Annotated in this window: 18 protein-coding genes; 3 read left to right on the top strand and 15 right to left on the bottom strand. The window is 32.9% G+C overall.

Going from position 1 to position 17769, the window contains the following annotated elements:
• Positions 1 to 318 precede the first annotated feature (318 nt).
• The 5 genes from speD to GMB29_RS12975 all read right to left on the bottom strand — a co-directional run bounded on the left by speD (position 319) and on the right by GMB29_RS12975 (position 4967).
• Entirely contained in the window at positions 319 to 1125 is an 807-nt protein-coding gene (gene speD / locus GMB29_RS12995) for an adenosylmethionine decarboxylase (RefSeq protein WP_136354181.1), read from the bottom strand.
• A gap of 274 nt (positions 1126 to 1399) precedes the next feature.
• Positions 1400 to 2044, bottom strand: coding sequence for an SDR family oxidoreductase (locus GMB29_RS12990; protein ID WP_136354179.1), 645 nt, complete (start codon positions 2042 to 2044; stop codon positions 1400 to 1402).
• 85 nt (positions 2045 to 2129) lie between these two features.
• The gene (gene dacB / locus GMB29_RS12985; RefSeq protein ID WP_136354177.1) at positions 2130 to 3605 is read right to left on the bottom strand and encodes a D-alanyl-D-alanine carboxypeptidase/D-alanyl-D-alanine endopeptidase; all 1476 of its coding nucleotides are present in this window, start codon (positions 3603 to 3605) and stop codon (positions 2130 to 2132) included.
• Positions 3606 to 3764: 159 nt separating this feature from the next.
• Positions 3765 to 4601 carry an aldo/keto reductase gene (locus GMB29_RS12980; RefSeq protein WP_136354175.1) on the bottom strand — a complete coding sequence of 279 codons (837 nt, stop codon included), beginning with the start codon at positions 4599 to 4601 and terminating at the stop codon, positions 3765 to 3767.
• A 264-nt stretch (positions 4602 to 4865) separates the two neighbouring features.
• Complete coding sequence (locus GMB29_RS12975; RefSeq protein ID WP_136354173.1) at positions 4866 to 4967, bottom strand: YjcZ family sporulation protein; 102 nt, start codon at positions 4965 to 4967, stop codon at positions 4866 to 4868.
• 144 nt (positions 4968 to 5111) lie between these two features.
• On the opposite strand from GMB29_RS12975, the gene GMB29_RS12970 reads away from it, so the two are divergent.
• Positions 5112 to 5780 (top strand): SOS response-associated peptidase, encoded by a 669-nt coding sequence (locus tag GMB29_RS12970; RefSeq protein WP_136354171.1) that lies wholly within the window; start codon positions 5112 to 5114, stop codon positions 5778 to 5780.
• A gap of 79 nt (positions 5781 to 5859) precedes the next feature.
• On the opposite strand, the gene GMB29_RS12965 is transcribed toward GMB29_RS12970, so the two are convergent.
• The 4 genes from GMB29_RS12965 to GMB29_RS12950 all read right to left on the bottom strand — a co-directional run bounded on the left by GMB29_RS12965 (position 5860) and on the right by GMB29_RS12950 (position 9662).
• Entirely contained in the window at positions 5860 to 6945 is a 1086-nt protein-coding gene (locus GMB29_RS12965) for an endonuclease (RefSeq protein WP_136354348.1), read from the bottom strand.
• Between the two features lie 288 nt (positions 6946 to 7233).
• Complete coding sequence (locus tag GMB29_RS12960) at positions 7234 to 8211, bottom strand: ring-cleaving dioxygenase (RefSeq protein WP_136354169.1); 978 nt, start codon at positions 8209 to 8211, stop codon at positions 7234 to 7236.
• 235 nt (positions 8212 to 8446) lie between these two features.
• Positions 8447 to 8767, bottom strand: a complete 321-nt coding sequence (locus tag GMB29_RS12955) for an 8-amino-7-oxononanoate synthase (protein WP_136354167.1) — start codon at positions 8765 to 8767, stop codon at positions 8447 to 8449.
• Positions 8768 to 8780: 13 nt separating this feature from the next.
• Positions 8781 to 9662, bottom strand: a complete 882-nt coding sequence (locus GMB29_RS12950) for an HD-GYP domain-containing protein (RefSeq protein ID WP_227551685.1) — start codon at positions 9660 to 9662, stop codon at positions 8781 to 8783.
• A 393-nt stretch (positions 9663 to 10055) separates the two neighbouring features.
• On the opposite strand from GMB29_RS12950, the gene GMB29_RS12945 reads away from it, so the two are divergent.
• Positions 10056 to 11408 (top strand): MFS transporter, encoded by a 1353-nt coding sequence (locus GMB29_RS12945; protein ID WP_136354163.1) that lies wholly within the window; start codon positions 10056 to 10058, stop codon positions 11406 to 11408.
• 63 nt (positions 11409 to 11471) lie between these two features.
• Here GMB29_RS12945 and GMB29_RS12940 read toward each other — a convergent pair whose 3' ends face one another.
• The 4 genes from GMB29_RS12940 to GMB29_RS12925 form a co-directional block, all read right to left on the bottom strand.
• On the bottom strand, positions 11472 to 13433 hold the full coding sequence (locus GMB29_RS12940; RefSeq protein WP_136354161.1) for a lipoteichoic acid synthase: 1962 nt from the start codon (positions 13431 to 13433) through the stop codon (positions 11472 to 11474).
• Between the two features lie 317 nt (positions 13434 to 13750).
• Positions 13751 to 14395 (bottom strand): DsbA family oxidoreductase, encoded by a 645-nt coding sequence (locus tag GMB29_RS12935; protein WP_136354159.1) that lies wholly within the window; start codon positions 14393 to 14395, stop codon positions 13751 to 13753.
• 152 nt (positions 14396 to 14547) lie between these two features.
• Positions 14548 to 15195 carry a peptidylprolyl isomerase gene (locus GMB29_RS12930; protein ID WP_136354157.1) on the bottom strand — a complete coding sequence of 216 codons (648 nt, stop codon included), beginning with the start codon at positions 15193 to 15195 and terminating at the stop codon, positions 14548 to 14550.
• A gap of 161 nt (positions 15196 to 15356) precedes the next feature.
• Complete coding sequence (locus GMB29_RS12925; protein WP_136354155.1) at positions 15357 to 15611, bottom strand: hypothetical protein; 255 nt, start codon at positions 15609 to 15611, stop codon at positions 15357 to 15359.
• Positions 15612 to 15871: 260 nt separating this feature from the next.
• Here GMB29_RS12925 and GMB29_RS12920 point away from each other — a divergent pair, with 260 nt between their 5' ends.
• The gene (locus tag GMB29_RS12920) at positions 15872 to 16885 is read left to right on the top strand and encodes a hypothetical protein (protein ID WP_136354153.1); all 1014 of its coding nucleotides are present in this window, start codon (positions 15872 to 15874) and stop codon (positions 16883 to 16885) included.
• 20 nt (positions 16886 to 16905) lie between these two features.
• Here the strand turns inward: GMB29_RS12920 and ybaK are convergent, their stop codons facing one another.
• Both ybaK and GMB29_RS12910 read right to left on the bottom strand, forming a co-directional pair.
• On the bottom strand, positions 16906 to 17376 hold the full coding sequence (ybaK, locus tag GMB29_RS12915) for a Cys-tRNA(Pro) deacylase (protein WP_136354151.1): 471 nt from the start codon (positions 17374 to 17376) through the stop codon (positions 16906 to 16908).
• Positions 17377 to 17411: 35 nt separating this feature from the next.
• Entirely contained in the window at positions 17412 to 17738 is a 327-nt protein-coding gene (locus GMB29_RS12910; RefSeq protein ID WP_136354149.1) for a hypothetical protein, read from the bottom strand.
• Positions 17739 to 17769: the final 31 nt, after the last annotated feature.

The following is a 17769-nucleotide window of genomic DNA, read 5'->3' as shown; positions in this document are numbered from 1 at the left end:
AATAATTTGTGCTTATTTTGATTGTTAAAACTAATTTATTAAATTCCAGTTTAAATTATAGATAAGAACTGCACCTTCAATTGCTAGAATGTCTTCAACAATTGCGGTGCAGTTGAGTCTTATATCCAAGCGTATTAACTATCTTTTATACCTTTTTGTTTTTAATCTTAGTCATGAATCAAATCCTCTATTTAATATTACGTTCTTTTATTTGTTGGACAATTTTCTTTATAAAATCCTCAAATGGAACATTTTCTGATTGTTGGTTCCCGTATTATCTACCATTTACAGCTTCTTCTTTAACAAATCTCACAGTAATTATTTAATATTTTTCCCATAAAAAATTTCATCCATTTCTTCTGTTAAGCGAGCTGTAATTTCTTCTTGTTCTTCTTTACTTAATTTGTCTTTAGAATAGCCAAATAAATAATTATTCAAATCAAATTCTTTTAACTTACATTTTGTATGAAAGATGTTCTCTTGATAAATATTTACATCAATCATATCAAATTGATTTTTTACTTTTTCAGGAATATAATTTTGAATCGAACTAATATCATGATCTATGAACAATTTTTGCCCTTTAATATCCCTTGTAAATCCTCGAACACGGTAATCCATTGTCATAATATCCGTATCAAAAGAGTGAATAAGATAATTTAACGCCTTTAAAGGTGATATTTCTCCACATGTCGATACGTCAATATCTGCTCTAAATGTACTTATTCCTTCATTTGGGTGATACTCCGGATATGTATGAACTGTAATATGACTTTTATCTAAACCCATTACAATTGCTTCAGGAAGAGGTCCGGGTGATTCATCATAAGATTCAGTAGGAACTTCGACAACTGGACCTTCTGATACTAAGATTGTTACACTTGCCCCCTGTGGAACATAATCTTGTTTGGCAATATTTAACACATGCGCACCGATGATATCTGTAACAGATTTCAAGATTTTAGTTAGACGATCAGCATTGTATTGCTCATCTATATATTCGATATATGCCTCGCGTTCTTCTCTCGTTTTTGTATAACAAATATCATACATATTAAAACTTAATGATTTTGTTAAGTTATTAAAGCCATGTAGTTGAATACGTTGTTCTGGAGTTAGCTTCATGCTTCTTCCCCCTTATATATTTTATTTACTATATACCGATACTTTTATGTTCATTACTATATTACCCATTCATGCTTTTAATTAACATGTATCATTAAGATAAGTGATGTAAGCGTTGTTTAGAAAGATTCAAAAAGGCATTTTATACATTCCTCGAACTTGTTTACAAGATTAGAGTCATTCGTACCTATTTTTTAAAAAAAGACCACATCAGTTTCTTACATTCTGAATTGTGGTCTTTTCATTGCATATTATCTCATATTAAAAGAAAATCTTATAAGCTTTTCAATGCATGACTAATGGGATCTTCTCCACTTACTAAATCAAATGAACGATTGAATGTTTGTTCCTCGTCCAAGCATGCTAAAATTGTTTTCGCTACATCTGTTCTTGGAATTGATTTCCTTAATAAATTTTCACCAACCGAAATTTTACCTGTGCTTGGTTTATTTAATAATCCGCCAGGCCGAATAATCGTATATGTTAAATGAGATTCCATTAGAATTTTATCGGCATAATGCTTTGCAACATAGTAAGGTTTTAATGCTTCGTTCCAATTTTCTCTTTTATGAGCTTGAATAGCACTAACCATTACGAATCGTTTTATATTCAATTTCTCAGCTGCTTCTATTGTTTTTACCGCTCCATCAAGATCAATCAAAAGTGTTTTATCTGCACCTGTATGTCCTCCAGATCCTGCTGTAAAGACAATCGCATCACATCCATTTGCTGCATTTACAATATAATCAATATGGCCTTCTAAATCTGCTAATACTGCTTCTATGCCTTGTTTATTAAACTCTTCAACCTGTTCTTGCTTTCTAACCATTGCTCGGACAGTGTGTGCATCACTTTCTTGTATCAATTTAGCTAACTGATTTCCTATTTGGCCGTTTGCACCAACTACTAATACTTTCATAGTTCTTACTCCCTCCTTGCAGTTTGATCATTCATGATCATTATTGCAAAAACTGCCAAGTGGATCAAAATGTCTGCTTCAAGAATTAATTTATTGTGTTAGCTATTGTATTTACAATTTGCTCTTCAATTTGTTTACCCTGATCCGATCCTTTTAAATGATTTAATAAAATTGAAAAAATGAATGTTTCACCATTTTTTGTTTTTACATAACCTGAAAGTGAGCTAACATTTGTCAAAGTACCAGTTTTAGCTATTACGTTTTCTTTCAATGGACTTCCTTTCATTCTGTTACGTAATGTGCCACCAATCATTTTATCTTTTATACCAGCAACTGGAAGAGAATTCATAAAGCATGGGAACCAATCCATATCCTGTAAATGATAAAGCATTCTCGTTATTTCATTTGGCGGAACTAAATTCATATGTGAAATGCCTGAACCATCTCGCATAATCATTGTTTCTGTTTTTACACCTAATGACGTTAATGCATGTTCTTCTACTTCTAAACCTTCTTTAAAACTACCTTTCCCCTTAAATAATTTTCCCATTTCTTTTATTAGTACTTCAGCATGAATGTTGTTACTTAATTTCATAAAAGGAAGCAGCAATTCTGACAATGGCATTGAGCTATGGGAGATAACTACTTGGCTATTACTTGGGATATCACCAACTTTTACATCTCCTAATAATTTAATTCCTTGTTTATGTAATGCTTGTTTAAACAGATTCAATGAATATTTTGTCGGTTCCCATACAGCTATAGATTCTTTATGTAATGGGTCATTAAGAGGAATGGTGCCTTCAATTTGTATGATGTTAGTCCCATGATTTCTAGAAATAGTTATGTCATTCCTTCCATCTTTTTCTACCGTTTTTGTTTTGTTAATAACTTGAACGTAATCTGTTTCTGGACTAAAGCTGACAGTTGCTTTTTGATTTGCTTTTTCTCCAGGAGAAACCTCACAAATAATTGTTCCCGAATCATAATCTAAATCTGGTGATACTGTTAAAGCAGAAATTTGTGCACCATAATAGGCTGTTTCATCACTCCATGGAATGTCAATTGAATAACGAACATCATCATACCAGGAATCATCACCTATTAAATCACCACTAATCCATTTAATCCCCTTTTTCTTTAATTCCTTTGCAAATTGATCAAACGTATTTGGTGTAATAGTTGGGTCGCCTTTTCCTTTGATATACAGATTGCCCATAAGTACATGCCATTTGATTTCACCATCTGTATGTAATTCAGTTTGAAATGTGTAGTCTTTTCCTAATGTTGTTAGAGCGGCTGCAGCAGTGAATAATTTAAGATTTGAAGCTGGTGTTAATCGAGTCTCACCGTTATATGAATAAATAAGGTCACCTGTTGAAGCAGTACGAATACTGACACCAGCTATTGCACCTTTTAAATTAGGATGATTTTCAAGAAGATGGTTTAATTGATTTGTTAATTGAGGATGGTATTCATTAACTTGTGCTAAGGAATATTCGTTTTCTGATAGGAAAAATATAAGGAATAAAATAACAATTCCTTTAAATGGTTTTGCCATAGTGATCATTGGCTCCTTTCCACATTTACTCCTCCTATAATTTCTTCAATTAGAGGAAGATATATGCTCGAAGAAACAATGGATTCAGAGTTTTCTTATGCATGCCATATAAAAAGGGACTGAATCTTTAGAGAGATTCAGTCCCTTTTTAAGTTCTTATTAAAATTTATCCATTTCGTCTGGATCTGATCCAACACGTTGATCTTGGTTAAGTGAACTAATTTTATTCATATCCTCTTCACTTATTTCAAAATCAAAGATGTCAGCATTCTCTTGTATACGATGTGGTTTGATTGACTTAGGAATTGTGACAACTTCATTTTGCAGATCCCAACGTAAAATGATTTGTGCTACAGACTTATTGTATTTATTTGCAATTTCATTTAACGTTGGCTCTTCAAATAATCCCCCTTGCATTAAAGGTGACCATGCTTCAAGTTGAATTTCGTTTTGCTTACAGAACTCATGGAGACTAGTTTGGGTTAAACGAGGATGATATTCTACTTGGTTAACCATCGGTTTTATCTCACAAGTTTCCAGTAAATCTTTTAAATGATATTCTTTGAAGTTACTAACACCTATTGCTCTAATACGTCCATCTTTGTAAAGCTTTTCTAAAGCTCTCCATGTTTCTTTATATTTATTTAGTTTTGGCACAGGCCAATGAATAAGGTATAAATCTAAGTATTCTAAGCCAAGTTTCTTCATACTTTCTTCAAAAGCTAATAAAGTTGATTCATAGCCTTGTGCTGAATTCCAAACCTTTGTCGTAATAAATAATTCCTCACGAGGTACATTACTTTCGGCAATAGCCTTCCCAACGCCCTCTTCATTTCCATAGATGGCAGCAGTGTCAATACTTCTATAACCAGCATCAATTGCAGCTTTTACAGAATTTACTACTTCAGAACCTTCTTCAACCTTAAATACGCCTAACCCAAACCAAGGCATTTTAATTCCATTATGTAAAGTTGTCGTGCTCTGCAAGTTTTTCATTAAAAACACTCCTTTCATATCTACATGCATATTTTGCTATATTTTTCTAAAAATGAAAAGAAATATGCTTTAGAAATTGAATAATAAATTTACCTTTTATGAAATAAAAACAATTTAACTTTTATCCTTACTTTTTATGAATTGGAAAATCGCTTTTTATTGTGTTAGATGTTGATAATAACTATATCTTTCCTTTAAGTAAAAATATAAAAAGCCCTATAACTTTTTAGATTATAGGGCTATTCATAAATGACTATTATTTAATTAGTATCCAATGTAAGATGCACCGATAATAATTAAAAGGATAAATAAAACAACGATTAAAGCAAATCCTGCTCCATAACCATAACCTGCTCCGCCGCCCATGATATCACCTCCAAATGTGTTTGCTTTACTATATGTAGAGATCATCCACTCGGTTAAACCAAGAATAAAATTATGTTTCTAATTTCGTTTTATGTATTATTAATAATATAGGACTAATTTAAAATGATTTTGGAGGTGGAAAACATGTGTGGACGCTTTTCACTAGCGACAGATCAATCTATATTACAAGAGCAATTTGATTTTTTACTTAATGAAGAATTAACGTTTAGATATAATATTGCCCCTTCTCAAGACATATTAGTTGTTGGATCAAATGGACGGGATCGAGTTGGTATAACGATGAGATGGGGTCTTATACCACCATGGTCCAAGGATACGAAAATTGGCAGTAAGATGATAAATGCGAGAGCCGAATCAATTGATGAAAAGGTGAGTTTTAAAAAGCCCTTTATGAAAAAAAGATGTTTAATTTTGAGCGATGGTTTTTATGAATGGAAAAAACAAGATAAGATAAAGCAACCTTATCGTTTTATCATGAAAGATAAACGGCCATTTGCTTTTGCTGGTCTTTGGGAACAGTGGAATAACGGGGATAAGCCATTATATACGTGCACAATCATTACTACTTCACCTAATGATTTAACGAAGGATGTCCATGATAGAATGCCTGTTATTCTCCCACCTTCAGCATATGATACTTGGTTAGATCGAGATAACCAAAATAATGAAAAATTAAAAACACTCCTTGTACCATATAATGCTCAATTAATGGATGCCTATCCAGTTTCAAATGTTGTAAACTCACCCCAAAATGACTCTGAACAATGTTTACAACCAGTCAACAGTTTGTAATAATAACATTATGTAAACTTTATATTTGAAATAAAAAGAGTAAAGACAAATCTTGCATCTTTACTCTCTTTCTTCCCTTCTAGTTCCAAATTGCCTCTACCCATTCAGGGTGATCGATAAATGGGTTTCGATTATGTTGATACTCATTGTAAATGACTTCATTTCGGTTTCTCTCAAAGTTATCGACAGGATCTTGATTATGCCATTGTAATAGGGTTGAAAGCTTGCCATGATATGGCGAAGTCCCATTGTTCACGACATTATTTACCTCTAAATCTAGTTCGCCACTATCTCCCTCATAACGAACGTCCATATAAAAGATCATTCTTGCAACATCACCTTTCACTTCATCGCGAGGTTCCCATGAATCACTATCGGTATATGTATCAGGTGCTTCACCTTGTAATGATCCGCCATTATCAAAGTCCTTATTTCCACGTGAGCTATTTACTGAAACATCAGTCGGTCTGAGATGATGTAAATCAGTACCAGCTCCCATTGTAGTTCCGAAATCTCCATGTGATTTCGCCCAAACATGTTCTCTGTTCCAATTATCTACCCCAGAACCGTTTGAATATTTACTTTGTGAACGGCCAGTATATAGTAAAATAACGTTATTCGCATTATTAGGATCTTCATCTGTATTTCTCAAAGCTTCCCAAACGTTACTATAAGAAATTTCAGTATGATCATCAATAATATTATGCAATGCTGTTTTTAATGTCGAACCTGACTTACCTATTGCTTGATCATAGTATGTTCCTGCATAACCACCTTCTCCTGTTCCGCCGTCTGCTGTGAGGTGAATCATCTCAGATGTATTTTTTAAACCAGGATGTGAATAATATGCTGTTAAATTTCCGGTGACTTTAATTTTTTCACCCTTTAATTCAGGATTACTTTTCAGACCAAATTGTGAGCGGAATTGGGATGGAATCTGGACATAAAGCATATTTGAAGTATTTGTTTCACTACTTGAATCTGCAATAGCCAGAGAATAATCATCCGGATAATTACTTGTTATGACTGACGTTGCCGAGGTCGGCTTTCCAACTACGTAACCTTCAACAGCTTGAATAGCATTATTCTGTTGCTGAATAGCTTGTGATACAGTTAATGATGTTGTTGCTGCCTTTGTTGATTCAAACGAAAAAAATGAAAACATTAAAACAAAGATTAATAATACATACCTTAACAATCTACTAGACTTTTTCAATTTATATCCTCCTCTACCTAATTATTGATTATTCGCCTTAACAGTATCATCGTTCTATTAATATTTTTTGAATTAAATGTAAATTATTACTTTACAATCTTAAAACAGGAAAATATACATAATAAGCAGACGCTATATTAATTGATTTATAGGCTATTAGTTCATGATTCTTTAAGCGTTTAAATTTTGTACAAAAAAATACACATGGAAAATTCCATGCGCCATACCCTTCATAATTTATCCTTTTGTATCTAAAGGTTCTAAACGTGCTTCAATTTCTGTTCTCTGCCCTTCAAAATAAGGCGGTAAAGCTAGTTTTTGTCCTAAATGCTCGAAATCTTCATCACCTTCAAAGCCCGGACCATCAGTTGCAAGTTCAAACAGAATACCATTAGATTCTCTAAAATATAAAGATTTAAAATAATAACGTTCTACAAATCCTGAATTTGGTAAATGGTTCTCATTTAATATTTCGATCCATTTATTCAATTCATCCGCATCTTCTACTCGGAAAGCAACATGGTGAACACTTCCTCGACCTGGTCTTTCGCGACTCATTTGATCATCTTCAACGATATGAATTTCTGCTCCAGTCCCACCTTCCCCAGTTTCAAAGACACGAACTTGTTTTTGATCTATATCTCTTTGATACCCTGCTTTTTCATGAAATCCCATAATATCAGTAAGTACCTTTATTGTTCTTTCAGGTCGTGAAACAGTTAAATGAACTGGTCCTAAACCTATTACACCATGTTGTTGTGGAACAGGACTATTTTCCCAAGGTTTCCCCCCTGACACTCCATGATTTTCTTCATCTGAGACAAGTATTAAACGCTGTCCTTCTGGGTCACGAAATGAGATTGTCATTCGTCCACTTTCATTCGTAATTGCCTCATGATCGACTTTCAGTTGCTCAAAACGCTGTTTCCAATAATGTAATGCTTGATTATCCTTCACACGTAGCGATGTGGCAGAAATACTATTTGTTCCCTGATATGTTCTACCTGCATAAGGTATTTCAAAGAATGTTAAGTCTGTACCTGGGTTTCCTCTTTCGTCAGCATAAAATAAATGATAAACAGATGTATCATCCTGATTGACCGTTTTTTTAATTAATCTAAGTCCTAGAACTTTTGTATAGAAATGAAAATTTTTCTTAGCATTTGCAGTAATAGCTGATACATGATGTATACCTTTAAGTGGTTTCAGATTCATATTAGCAACCCTTTCCAAAATAATTTAAAGTCTTTATAAGTTATCTCAAATAAAACAATCTTGAATTCAAGATAAAGTATATATGATTGAAGTGATTAAAGTCAATATTCATCAACTAAGTCGTAGTATTTCTTAAACCTTCAATAAAAAAACTATATTCACAACTTTCATGTAAATAACATTTACGAATGAAAAAGTGAATATAGTCTTTTAAGTAAGTATAAGTATATCGAGATTAGAGCATCGGTAGCGGTGGATCAATTCCTAATACAGGTTCACCATTTACAGTTAACCAAATATAATAATGATCAATTTCAGTTCCTAAGCGATTTTCAATTAATTTGATTGCATTTTCTTGAACTTCAAAACTTTTTTGAGCAGTTTGTTCTCCAAGAGGAATGTTTATTAAACCAAGGGCATCGGCTATATATCTTGCATCCTCGTAAGATACCTCAATATATTTGTCATACTCTGGTAAATAGGCTGCTTTTGCAGGAGAAACTGTCACAATGACTACAAATAATAAAGCAGCAAGAAAAAGTCCAATTTTCTTCATTCATTTCTCTCCTCTAAATTCTATCTCGTAGTGATAAAAATGTATCGACAATGATTGGATCATACATTGTGCCACGGCATCTTTCAATCTCTACAATAGCTTCTTCTTTTGTTTTTCCCTTATGATAGGGTCGATCAGTAGTTATCGCATCATATGAATCTACGACAGAAATGATAGAGGCTTCAACTTCAATCTCATCATTTGCAAGCCCATATGGGTAACCCTTACCATCGTATCGTTCATGATGCTGCTCGACAACTATGCCAGCACTCATTAAAAATGGAAGCTTCGTCTCTTCCAAGATTTCTCGTCCATAGATAGAATGCCGTTTCATTATCTCCCATTCTTGATTAGTAAGTTTTCCAGGCTTTTGCAAAATCTCTTGTGGAATTTTCACTTTTCCAAGATCATGAAAAAAAGAAGCCATATTTAATCGAAGAAGCTGTTTTGATCCTAACCCTAATGCTTCTCCAACCAACATCGATAGTCTACTAATTCTAGCACAATGGTCTCCAGTATAGCCATCCTTTTCTTCGATCGATATGACTAGATTCATCAAGTTTCTAGTTATTTGACTATAACGATGAAAAACTGGTTGTGAAGAAACATATAAAAATTCTGTTTCCTCAATTGATTGAAACACATAATGCTCTTTTACAGGACTTCTATGAAATGAATCTCCAGCTTTAAATACCACAAATCCATCATTTGTTTTTAGCTTTAACATACCTGATATGACAAATAAATATTCTAAAGCCTCCCAGCCTTCCTCTGGTTCAAGTGCCCATCTAGTATTCGGCTGTAGTTTATGATGAATAATTTCAGTATGATCACCTGAAGCAATAAGTGAAATGGTTAAACCTTTTAATTGAACAGTTTCTATAAATCCGTTCATATTTGGTATGTCCTCCATATGCCCCTCACTTCCTATATACATTCTTTCTTCATCCATTAATTATATAAAATCTAAGTAATATCGCATAGATTGTTTTAAAAAAATGAATATTTTACTAATTTTAGATGGTTAAAAATGTTAAAAAAGATATTTATTTCAATAATAGTGATTCTCTATACCTATATCTTCCCTAGACAATATGTTCTATACAATAATGCTTTTTTTAAAATCGTTATTCTTCAGAATTTATTTTTTAATCATAATAATATTTATTATTGAAATTAATAAACTAACAAAATATAATAATAAAGAACCTTGTTCTCTATTTTGATAAATATTTTTTGCAAACGATTACAACAAAGGTTTATTTTTGTATATGAGGGGAGAAAATTCATGACAAGAGTTAATACGATTGAGATTATTAACAACAGTAAATTTAACCGCTTTCATTTAAATTTACTATTTTGGAGTTTTTTAATCATATCATTTGATGGTTATGATCTTGTAGTCTACGGGACAGTTGTACCAGTCTTAATTGAAAAATGGAATTTAACTGCCGTTGAAGCAGGAGCAATGGGAAGCTATGGACTATTCGGTATGATGTTTGGCGCAATCTTTTTTGGAACACTAGCGGACAGAATTGGAAGGAAAAACGTTATTACCATTACTTTAGTATTGTTTAGCCTATTTACAATGTTATGCGGTTTTGCTGAAACCCCAACTGCATTCTCTACTTTCCGTTTTTTAGCAGGACTAGGTCTTGGGGGTATTATGCCTAATGTCATCGCTTTATTAACAGACTATTCACCTAAATCAATGAAAAGTATGGTCGTATCAATCGTTTTATGTGGATATTCAGTCGGTGGTATTCTCGCACCACTCTTAGGTATTTTTATGATGCCTTCATTTGGATGGGAATCGATCTTTTGGATTGCAGGGCTCCCGCTATTGCTAATACCATTCATGTATAAGCAATTACCAGAAACTCCAAGTTACCTTATTAGAACAAACAAAAATGAAAAACTATTCGCTATCCTTTCTAAGGTAAGTCCAGAATCAAATTTTAATCAAAATCAAGAGATTATTAAACTCCATGAACCTGATACAAAGGTTCCAATTATCGGCCTGTTTAAGGAGAATCGTGTATTAAGTACTTTTATGTTTTGGATTGCCTTTTTCAGTTGCTTGCTAATGGTTTATGGTTTGAATACATGGCTCCCAAAATTGATGATTGAAGCTGGATATGCATTAAATTCAAGCTTAGGATTCCTAATTGCTCTTCAAGGCGGTGCAATTGTAGGTACTCTAATTTTAGGCCGACTTTGTGATAAATACGGCTCTAAAAAAATGCTAGTACCAATGTATGCGTCTGGTGCTATAGCATTGACTTTGCTTGGATTTGGCGGAAATACGTTTATCATTTATTTGCTTGTTGCAGTTGCAGGTGCAGCAACAATTGGGGCGCAAAATATCGTACAAGCCTATGTATCTCAGTATTATCCACCATATATTAGATCTACTGCATTAGGAATGGCATCTGGCATTGGAAGAATAGGCGGCATGCTTGGCCCACTATTAGGTGGATTCTTATTATCAATATCCCTGCTTATACATCTAAATTTTATTGCTTTTGCAATACCAGGTTTACTCGCAACCATTGCTTTAGCAATTGTACCTGAAAGACATAGCTATTTAAATAATGCATCAAATAAGCAATCATCTAAAATCGATAAAAATGTGAGTTAGAAAATAACATTCAAAAAAGCTGCTAGGGTATAATATCTCCTAACAGCTTTTTTGATGAATAATTTATTCTTCTGTTTTTACAGTTTCTGGTTGATTCACATTCGTATAATCGTATTCAGCAGGATTAATAGGCTTAAACCCTTCAGGTGTATAGAATCGCAATAAATCTTGATTTACAATTTTATCTGACATATGAAGCTTCAATTGCGTCATTTGTTCATATTGTTTTATTAATTCATTTTCCTCTAAAGGTTCCCCTGTATTTGTATCAAAATATTTTCCATTTAAAGATGTTACTTCTTCACTTACAAAGTCACCGTTTCTAAATGGTACTACATCTTGATGGTCTTGGGAGAATAAGTCTGTACCTAATTGTACATAGCCTTTCGTGTCAATACCGAGTAAATGTAACAATGTTGGTAAGAGGTCTGTCTGTCCACCATACTGATGCATAGTGCCCCCTTCTTCACCAGGGATATGAATAAATAACGGAACTCTTTGTAATTGAGCATTTTCGAAGTCTCCTACTTCTTTACCCAATACTGTGGACATTGCTTTATTATGATTTTCCGAGATACCATAATGGTCTCCATACATAACAATCATAGAATTTTCATACAAGCCTGCTTCTTTTAGATACGTAAAGAATTCTTCTATCGATTCATCTAAATATCGCGCAGTTTGAAAGTAACCATCAACAGAACTATCACCTGTTGTGTGCTTCTCTATCGTTGCTTCCTCCGGATCCAATGGAAATGGGAAATGATTCGTTACCGTAATAAACTTGGTATAAAATGGTTGACTTAAGGATTTTAGCATTGGCATAGACTGTTGGAAAAATGGTTTATCTTTTAAGCCATAATTTAACATATCCTCATCTTTTGCATTGTAATAGCTTAAATCAAAAAATCGATCATATCCAAATGATTTATAGATTTCATTTCGATTCCAAAATGATTTTGTATTTCCATGAAACACTGCAGAAGTATAACCGTTTTGCCCTAAAATAGCTGGTGCTGCTTGGTAAGTGTTACGTCCTTTAGTAGAGAATGCCGCTCCTTGTGGCAATCCGAATAACGAGTTTTCTAACATAAACTCAGCATCAGCTGTTTTACCTTGTCCAGTTTGATGGAAAAAGTTATCAAAGTAAAACGTGCTTGAATCTTTCGTTAATGAGTTAAGGAATGGCGTTACTTCTTCCCCATTCAATTTATAATTAATAATAAAGTTTTGTACTGATTCTAAATGAATATAAATAACGTTTTTACCTTTTGCCATTCCGAAGTATTTTGAATCTGGTTCTGCATAAATGGCATTTGTATAATTGGTAACCTCTGTAATATCATCAGTGTCAGCCATTGCACGTTGAGCCGATGCACCTGTACTTTGAATAGCATCATATAGTGCAAAATTATACATTCCTAAATATTTTACGATATAGTTTCTGTCAAATGTTCTTGTTAAAAGCTGTGGACGATCAGTTTCTGCAAGTCCTAAGTTAACTACAAATAAGGCAACTGCAGAAGAGAATACAATAACAATCGTACGAGCTTTTAGTTTTACAGCAGCTGGTTTAATTACTTTAGTTAAAACTAATACTAACAATAGAATTGTATCTAAGAAATACAAGATATCATATGGTTTAATTAATGCTTCTATACTTTGTCCTAAATCACTTGCATTCCCTGTTTGTGTCAATGTGGGAAGAGTAATAAAATCTGTAAAAAAACGATAATAAACAATATTTGCATATAAATAGAGCGTTTGTATAAATCCTAATATCATAATCCATCTAAATGCTTTTTTTCCTTTAAAGAATAAAGCAAAGCCTAAGAAAAAGATAACTGAGCTTGCTGGGTTTAAAAATAATAGAAACTCCTGCATAGCATTATCAATACCTAAACTAAACTCGACATTATATGCGATATAGGTTTTTATCCATAAAAAGAGTGCTGCTATTAGAAAGAAATTTAATTGGTTATTTAGCCATGAAAAAGAATTTAATTTTAATTTCATTATGATCATTCACCTCAAATTTTTGAATCTCATTTTTTCATATGAATCGAACTTGGAAGTTGCTATTTGTAATAGCTAACAGACCATAATATTAGCCTATTGAATAATAGATTGTCAAACTTGTAAAATATAACAATATCAATCAAAGCCTTGCTCTCTCTCAATTTTGATAAATTGTTAACATTTTTTGAACAGTTATTCCTTTGAAATTTAGATAATTGAAGGGTTTACAGGATTTGAATGATGGTTCATTCCAAAACTGAATAAATTGCTTTGGGGGAGGTATCATCGATAAAACATTGGAGGGGTAACAAAAATCCCCCCTCTTATTTTTGATTTTCTTCCTGCCATACTTTTTCGATTGCGTCTAGGAATGTTTGAGGATGCTGTGCACCTGATACAGCGTACTTACGGTTAATAACATAAAATGGTACTCCAGTAACACCTATCTGCTGTGCATCTTGTTCTTGAGCCCGAACTTCAGCTTGATATTTGTTACTATTGAACATCGATTGTACTTCTTGCAAATCCAATCCTACTTCAACTGCTAATACACTTAAAATGTCGACATCCCCTACATGCTTAATCTCTGTAAAATATGCGCGAAATAATCGTTCAACCATTTCATTTTCTTTTCCATTATGTTTAGCAAGTTGAATCAATCGATGTGCATTAAACGTATTTGTTGGTACAACCTTATCTAAATGGTATGTTAGGCCAACTTCTTTCGCTTGATTTGTTAATTGTTGATTCATTGAAATAACTTGTTCTAATGGTATTCCTTTTTTTTCAGCGAGAAATTCAGGAAATTTCACATCATAATCTATCTGTGCGTCAGGTTGCAGCTCAAAACTGCGGTACTCAATTTTAACCTCGTCACGATGAGAAAATTGAGAAAGTGCCATTTCTAAGCGACGTTTTCCTATATAGCAAAACGGACAAACAATATCTGACCATATTTCAATTATCATTTTTATTTTCACCTTCCTACTATAAATGTTTTACCTAAACATCTTAACAATAGCTTTCTTAACATAACATGTAAAGAAATGTGCATTAGCACATTCTTGCTTTTTATGATAAAAATACTCCAATTAAGTAGTAGGAGTATTTCATACACATTTTATTCGATTTTTTCAGGTTGAGGATAATCTATCCCAAAAGTCTCAATTGTTATCTGTTTCATTTTTTGTTCCTTTAATGGCTTGTCCTGCTGATCTCTTTGGGCATTAACAATATTGTCGACAACATCCATACCTTCTGTTACCTTTCCAAATGCAGCATATTCACCATCTAAACTATCTGCATCTGCAACCATAATGAAAAATTGAGAACCAGCTGTATCTGGTGCTTGAGTACGAGCCATAGAGATAATTCCTCTCTCATGCTTCAACTGATTTTCGAATCCATTTGATGTGAATTCACCTTTAATATGATAGTCCGGACCACCAGTTCCGTCCCCATTAGGATCTCCACCTTGAATCATAAAACCAGGGATGACTCTGTGGAAAATGACGCCATTATAAAATCCAGATTCTGCGAGTGTGATAAAATTACTCACTGTATTTGGTGCAATATTCGGGTATAGCTCAATCTTTATGACATCATTGTTTTCCATTGTAATAGTAGCTACTGGATTATCCTTAATTGTTTGTTTTGGCTTTGAATCCAGTTTATTCAATTTTTCATTTTCTGAGGAACTGCATCCTCCAATGATCATCACAATAAATACAACGGTAATTATATAGATGATTTTAGATAGATGTTTCATAGTGATCTCCTTTACTTAAATGTCTTTACAACAAAGTATACATGACCGTCAAAGCATCTGTCTAAGCGTAAATGTAGAGAAAAAATATACTATTTACACATTTCTCTGAACAAATGAAACAAGGCCAGACTTTTTACAGTCTGGCCTTGTCATTTATATGATTAGATTTTTATATATATCGCAGCTTTTATTTGAATTTCTCCGAGTTGATAATTTGTAATATGCGAAAATCCATATACACATCCACAACCATCAATATCAAATAATGTCATTTCCATAAAATCTTGAGGCAGCTCGTGTAAATGCTTTAAAATGAGTTCATTTTCTGATTTGTAAAGAAGATCACCTTCTTGTAAATAGTGAACAAATGGATTAGTTTCAAGACGATTTTCCAACGAAATGTTAACATTTTTCATTTAAAAGCACCTCACCTTTTAATTTTCTGTATTTTCTGATTATTAATATAATACACGAAAAAATGTTATTTGAAAACAATTTTTTGAAAATTTTTTTATAGAAATTTATGGGTTTTATTGTATAGTTCATTTTTTATGAGATTGTTTTCTAACTAAATAATAAGAAAACTTTTAGTCTATCAGATCTGGTATTTTAAACAGATGATACCAGTTACAGAGGCATACAAACATGGTAAAATATCGACAAGGATGTGACATGTATGCTGAAAGTCCGACATTATTTTATTATATTAATCCTTACTTTTCCGATTCTTGTCAGCTTTGACCCAAATGGCTTACCACGTCAATTTTTTGCATTATATGAATCTCCTGAAGGAATTCAATTTATCAGCTATTCTAAGGAATGGGATCAACAGAAATTAGTAGAACTATATAAGGAATTATTGCAAAATAAACATGGGAAAGAATTAAACTATTTACAGGAAGTTAGAGTGATTGATGGAGCACTATCCTCTTCTTTAACAAAGGGAAGTTATCATGCCTTAACAAATACAATAACGCTTTATCAAGGTGGAAAGTATACAGAAACAAGTGAATATCGAGAAACACTATCACATGAATATGGTCATCATTTTGCCTATTATTATTTTCCTTCACATCATTTTCCTTTTTCAGAATGGCAACAATTACGTGGAATATCTACAACTAATCTTCGATGGGATGCTTTTTGGAATTATAAAGAAAAGAATCATGCCTTCTACCCGCAGGAAGTCATAGCAGACGATTATGTTTTATTATATGGAGCAACAAAAAAACTTGATGTCAATAATATAGAAAGTAATGAAGTATTCTATTTACGAACAGAACATGAAAATCAGGAGCTTCCAAATGTCCTTGAAAATACTGATCTCCAAATGTTTCTAGAAGAAGAAAGTGGAATAAAGATTAATGAGGATCGATTACTTCAATCACCGAAACTATTAAAATGGAGTGATGAAACTCTTTTATTTCAAATATCAACTAAATCAAATGTAGCATATCGCTTAAACCTTGCCTTTCATGATTCTTTCAATTCTACTTTAAATAGTGAAGTAGTTGAAGTTTATGAGATTACTTCAGGGAAAACAAACGGACATTTAGAATTTTCATTAGACCAAATAGATCAAGAGATATTTTCGAAATATGAATATGTTTCTACTACTATTGATGTTGTTGATTTATCAACCGCAATTGGATTTCAAACAGAAGAGAAAACACTTAAATTAAATAATTGAAACCCTGTTCATTCAGGGTTTCATTTTTTTACATCATAAAATTGTGCCTTAACAAGCGAAGCTAACACCAACGGATCTAGTTCGATCTGAAAACCGATCTTACCAGCACTTACAACAATTTTTTCTAATTTATTTGCACAATTGTCTATAAACGTAGGATAGTTCCTTTTCATTCCTACTGGAGAGCAGCCACCGCGTATATATCCGGTCCATTTCTGGAGCTCCTTCACTGGAAGCATGTCTAATTTCTTTTGTCCAGCTGCTTTTGCAGCTTTTTTTAAATCAAGCTCTGAATCTACTGGAATCACAAAAACATAGATATCCTTTTCTCGATACAGAACCAATGTTTTATAGACAGATTCACATGATCTGTTTATTTTTTCGGCAACTGCCACTCCATCAATTCTTCCATCATTAGCATTATAGCTCAAAATTCCATACTCTATTTTGTTTCCGTCAAGAATCCTCATTGCGTTTGTTTTACTACTCATCTAATTCATCCTTCACTTCTCACATATCTTTCGCTCTATTCACTCTCAGCTTCTAAAAAGGCTTGGAGCTCATCTAAACGTTTATCATATTCTTCCATGTCTATTTCTTCCTCTTCATTACTTAAATTGATTTCCTCCCACTGTTTTGAACTTTTATGCGTTTCTTTCTTATTCTTTACGTTATCCACTAAATCTGTCTTTTTGAATTCCGTTTCATTTTGAATGTAAGTTTTACTTAAATCATGATCATCAATCTCTCTAAGTCGAGAAAATAAAGTTTTGTATTCATCCTGTAGACTTTGTCTTTCTAAAAAAATCTGTTGAATTCGAATTTTGATCGCTTCTCTTTCATTGAAACTCATAACAAACACTCCTTCATGCATGCAATTGTTA

Origin of the sequence: Metabacillus sediminilitoris, from assembly GCF_009720625.1 — a bacterium.
Taxonomy (GTDB): domain Bacteria; phylum Bacillota; class Bacilli; order Bacillales; family Bacillaceae; genus Metabacillus; species Metabacillus sediminilitoris.
This window is presented reverse-complemented; position numbering and strand designations above follow the sequence as displayed.

Excerpts from the sequence above, each read along its gene's own strand:
- speD (WP_136354181.1), bottom strand. The coding sequence starts at position 1,125 with ATGAAGCTAACTCCAGAACAACGTATTCAACTACATGGCTTTAATAAC.
- GMB29_RS12990 (WP_136354179.1), bottom strand. The coding sequence starts at position 2,044 with ATGAAAGTATTAGTAGTTGGTGCAAACGGCCAAATAGGAAATCAGTTA.
- dacB (WP_136354177.1), bottom strand. The coding sequence starts at position 3,605 with ATGGCAAAACCATTTAAAGGAATTGTTATTTTATTCCTTATATTTTTC.
- GMB29_RS12980 (WP_136354175.1), bottom strand. The coding sequence starts at position 4,601 with ATGAAAAACTTGCAGAGCACGACAACTTTACATAATGGAATTAAAATG.
- GMB29_RS12975 (WP_136354173.1), bottom strand. The coding sequence starts at position 4,967 with ATGGGCGGCGGAGCAGGTTATGGTTATGGAGCAGGATTTGCTTTAATC.
- GMB29_RS12970 (WP_136354171.1), top strand. The coding sequence starts at position 5,112 with ATGTGTGGACGCTTTTCACTAGCGACAGATCAATCTATATTACAAGAG.
- GMB29_RS12965 (WP_136354348.1), bottom strand. The coding sequence starts at position 6,945 with ATGTTTTCATTTTTTTCGTTTGAATCAACAAAGGCAGCAACAACATCA.
- GMB29_RS12960 (WP_136354169.1), bottom strand. The coding sequence starts at position 8,211 with ATGAATCTGAAACCACTTAAAGGTATACATCATGTATCAGCTATTACT.
- GMB29_RS12955 (WP_136354167.1), bottom strand. The coding sequence starts at position 8,767 with ATGAAGAAAATTGGACTTTTTCTTGCTGCTTTATTATTTGTAGTCATT.
- GMB29_RS12950 (WP_227551685.1), bottom strand. The coding sequence starts at position 9,662 with ATGAACGGATTTATAGAAACTGTTCAATTAAAAGGTTTAACCATTTCA.
- GMB29_RS12945 (WP_136354163.1), top strand. The coding sequence starts at position 10,056 with ATGACAAGAGTTAATACGATTGAGATTATTAACAACAGTAAATTTAAC.
- GMB29_RS12940 (WP_136354161.1), bottom strand. The coding sequence starts at position 13,433 with ATGATCATAATGAAATTAAAATTAAATTCTTTTTCATGGCTAAATAAC.
- GMB29_RS12935 (WP_136354159.1), bottom strand. The coding sequence starts at position 14,395 with ATGATAATTGAAATATGGTCAGATATTGTTTGTCCGTTTTGCTATATA.
- GMB29_RS12930 (WP_136354157.1), bottom strand. The coding sequence starts at position 15,195 with ATGAAACATCTATCTAAAATCATCTATATAATTACCGTTGTATTTATT.
- GMB29_RS12925 (WP_136354155.1), bottom strand. The coding sequence starts at position 15,611 with ATGAAAAATGTTAACATTTCGTTGGAAAATCGTCTTGAAACTAATCCA.
- GMB29_RS12920 (WP_136354153.1), top strand. The coding sequence starts at position 15,872 with ATGCTGAAAGTCCGACATTATTTTATTATATTAATCCTTACTTTTCCG.
- ybaK (WP_136354151.1), bottom strand. The coding sequence starts at position 17,376 with ATGAGTAGTAAAACAAACGCAATGAGGATTCTTGACGGAAACAAAATA.
- GMB29_RS12910 (WP_136354149.1), bottom strand. The coding sequence starts at position 17,738 with ATGAGTTTCAATGAAAGAGAAGCGATCAAAATTCGAATTCAACAGATT.